This window comes from Pseudomonas lundensis, from assembly GCF_002269125.1.
In the GTDB taxonomy this organism is placed as follows: Bacteria; Pseudomonadota; Gammaproteobacteria; order Pseudomonadales; family Pseudomonadaceae; genus Aquipseudomonas; species Aquipseudomonas lundensis_A.
The window spans coordinates 1-2,642 of record NZ_NQKI01000079.1 but is presented as its reverse complement, the minus strand read 5'-3'; the positions used below and the strand labels follow the sequence as shown (position 1 = coordinate 2,642).

The 2,642-nt window shown below is 51.7% G+C and carries 5 protein-coding genes; 4 read left to right on the top strand and 1 reads right to left on the bottom strand.

Going from position 1 to position 2,642, the window contains the following annotated elements:
* On the top strand, positions 1-232 hold a 232-nt coding region (locus CJF39_RS23230; protein WP_212556000.1), incomplete at its 5' end, for a hypothetical protein.
* A 147-nt stretch (positions 233-379) separates the two neighbouring features.
* Here the strand turns inward: CJF39_RS23230 and CJF39_RS22475 are convergent.
* Positions 380-841 carry a helix-turn-helix domain-containing protein gene (locus CJF39_RS22475; protein WP_094995360.1) on the bottom strand — a complete coding sequence of 154 codons (462 nt, stop codon included), beginning with the start codon at positions 839-841 and terminating at the stop codon, positions 380-382.
* Positions 842-970: 129 nt separating this feature from the next.
* Between CJF39_RS22475 and CJF39_RS22470 the strand changes: the two genes are divergently transcribed.
* The 3 genes from CJF39_RS22470 (at position 971) to CJF39_RS22460 (ending at position 2,338) form a co-directional block, all read left to right on the top strand.
* The gene (locus CJF39_RS22470; protein WP_094995359.1) at positions 971-1,366 is read left to right on the top strand and encodes a DUF6957 family protein; all 396 of its coding nucleotides are present in this window, start codon (positions 971-973) and stop codon (positions 1,364-1,366) included.
* Positions 1,367-1,576: 210 nt separating this feature from the next.
* On the top strand, positions 1,577-1,867 hold the full coding sequence (locus tag CJF39_RS22465; protein ID WP_228394176.1) for a hypothetical protein: 291 nt from the start codon (positions 1,577-1,579) through the stop codon (positions 1,865-1,867).
* Positions 1,868-1,957: 90 nt separating this feature from the next.
* On the top strand, positions 1,958-2,338 hold the full coding sequence (locus CJF39_RS22460; protein WP_094995357.1) for a hypothetical protein: 381 nt from the start codon (positions 1,958-1,960) through the stop codon (positions 2,336-2,338).
* Positions 2,339-2,642 lie beyond the last annotated feature (304 nt).

Genomic DNA, 2,642 nt, shown 5'->3' with positions numbered 1-2,642 from the left:
CAGTACTTCTTGCCATGGTTCACCTCGTTGCAGTTTATCGCTTAACGGGGTGTCCACTCGTGCTGGGCAAGATCAGAATGCTCGTATGAAAACGGGTCATTGGTTTCACCGTGTAATCGATATGAAGAGAGATCTTGAAAATCTCGGCGTCATGAAACAGAGGAATGAAACTCGCATCAAGCTTTTGACGGAAGAGAATAATCGTCTCAGGGCACTCAAGGTGGTTAATTGATACGCGTTACTGGTACGTCGGCGCCAAGAAAATTCTCTTAGCCCCTAACCCGTAACCCCTAACCCCTAACCCCTACGTCGGAGCAAGTCCTTGGGGTTGATCAGCGATGACAACATGGAAGTCTGTTCCCGCGATCTGTACTGCTGTTCATTCCTTTGGAGCTTGATGCCACAGCCGACGCAACGTTGATTCAGGCATTCCTAGCTGTTTCGCTGCCCCTGCTTGGGTAACTCCCTTCTCCCTCAGTGCCTGCACGGCCTGCCATTTTTCGCGTGCTGACAACACGTTGAGCGGAACCTTGCTGCCAGATTCAGGCGACAAGATTGCGTCAGATAAATCCAGAGCCTCTACCTGGGCAAGAGAGGCGAGAAGAATTTCCCTGGGCGTGCGATGAGTATCTCGAGAAACCGCCAAAGCAACCAACACGGTGAGCTCGAGATCAAGAGCTGCGGCCAGCTTTTGGCTTATATCCAATGTCACAGAGTGCCTACCACTTTCCACCTTGCTGATGGTCGTTTGATCCAGTCGGGCGACCATGGAGTGCTGCGGGATGCCTTTGCGTTGACGCAGCATTTGCAGCACTGCCGCAAAGGATGTACGGAGCGACATTGCGTATCCTCAAAAAATAAAAGGTATGCCGCGTTTGCCTGCCGCCAAACAAAGGAATATATTCATTGTTTTGGCGGTAAGGCCTCAGGGCCTGCAATTTATGGAAATTAAAATGCGAGGTTGTACCTGATGGAGCGCCCAATCAAAGACGGGATTTTGGGGCAGCTAGGGGTAGAGCTGAGCGGCTCCGAGCTGAGTTTGGAGGATGTGATCCTCGCGGCTAGACAGCACTACAAGCACCTGCCCCTCTGCGTAGTAGAGGAATGGATCATTCTCGACGCCATCGTCACTGACGCTGAGCGCGCAAAGGTGGTTGCCGCTGGCTGCCAGCCCATGTTTCTGTTTGCCCACAAGGTGGTGCATGACGAACAGCGCCGTTTTGAGCCAGGTCACTGGGTGCGCTCGAGCATGGGCACCGTTTTCAAGGAAGGCTACCTATTCGAAACACGTAACACGGTCTACCTATTGCTCGGGCCTGGCCATCGCAAGTCATCTTCTATCGAAGCAATATTTTCCCTTTTCTGATTACCAACCGGTTCTGCTGAGCAACTGACGTGCTCCAGCAGCTTGAGGCGACACATGTTCAGAACTTTAGACAACGACCTGATAGGCGTCCCAGGAATGTTCGGGGAAGGCGTGTCCCATTGGCGCGGAGTCTCAAGGCTGCTCCGAACGCCTTGGTATCACTTAACCCTTCGCGTCGAAAACGAGGGTCGGCTCAGCGAGTGCGCGGTGATGATTGACGACACCCACCAGCTTCAAAAAATGTTGGTAAGCCAAGGTGCGGATTTAGCTATCACTGAGATTATGGCTGTGACGCCATCTTGGATGAATAAGTCCGGAGGCTGGCAGATGGAGCGGTTAACCAGAGTAACCGTAGGTGAGGACAGTATGGGCTCTGAGGTCTGCTTACTGGAAGTGGGTGAGGGGGCGGTGTATCACACCTCGCACCAGCCAGATTTCAAAGTCGAAACGCTGACAAATCTGAGACCCATCTTTCTCTTGAGCATGATCCAAGGGAATTGAGATTAACAAATATCCTGCACGGTATCTGCGCCCTTGGTTCCGTGCGCAATTCCTGATAACGCCATACGGACTGCCCAATGGAGCGCAATTATGCTGGACACCTTAGATGTAAATTTCCATGGAAAACGCCATACAGATTTTGATCTAAAGCGAATTATAAAAGCTCAGGAGCAAGGCTTCGACATACCGGTCACTGCGTACCTTTGCGGAGTATCCATCAGGGCGCGCGCAGGTATCGGTGTGGTGTTTGGCCACAAGCGGAAAGACCAGTATGGGCGGTTTGGCGATGGCCATCTGATTCGGACTTCTGACGTTCTGAAAGTTGAGCGTGAGGGGAGATTCTGGGTGATGACGACCGTAAATTCTCGGTACGTGCTCGCTACTTTCCAACGGGAAAATGGACGTACTAGCTTGCGCGATTACCTTCGTCTTTCTCAGGCGATTCATCAGACACCTCCGATACTGCAGTGAATTTCGGGAGTGCCATTGTCAAAATCGTTTCCCTGTACAACCTGATCTTTGGGGCTGGTCATGATTGTCAGGAAAGGGGAGGTCATTACTTTGGCCTCTGGAATCTTCGAATCGTACAGCCGTGAGGGGCCATTTGTTGCCCTCCAGGATTTCGATCTTGAGGCATTCGTTGCCGAGAGGGCCTTGGCTGGCTTGAAGAGGTTGGGCGTGGTTGACCTACTTGATGGGGTAATCCCCCCTGAAAAAAGTACGCATCAGAAGTAGAATTTTCTCCTGACCGGATTAAGGAAATTTTGCGTGAAGA

What these genes read in the sequence shown, in the direction of transcription:
- CJF39_RS22475 (WP_094995360.1), bottom strand. Translation starts at nt 841, where the DNA reads ATGTCGCTCCGTACATCCTTTGCGGCAGTGCTGCAAATGCTGCGTCAA.
- CJF39_RS22470 (WP_094995359.1), top strand. Translation starts at nt 971, where the DNA reads ATGGAGCGCCCAATCAAAGACGGGATTTTGGGGCAGCTAGGGGTAGAG.
- CJF39_RS22465 (WP_228394176.1), top strand. Translation starts at nt 1,577, where the DNA reads ATGATTGACGACACCCACCAGCTTCAAAAAATGTTGGTAAGCCAAGGT.
- CJF39_RS22460 (WP_094995357.1), top strand. Translation starts at nt 1,958, where the DNA reads ATGCTGGACACCTTAGATGTAAATTTCCATGGAAAACGCCATACAGAT.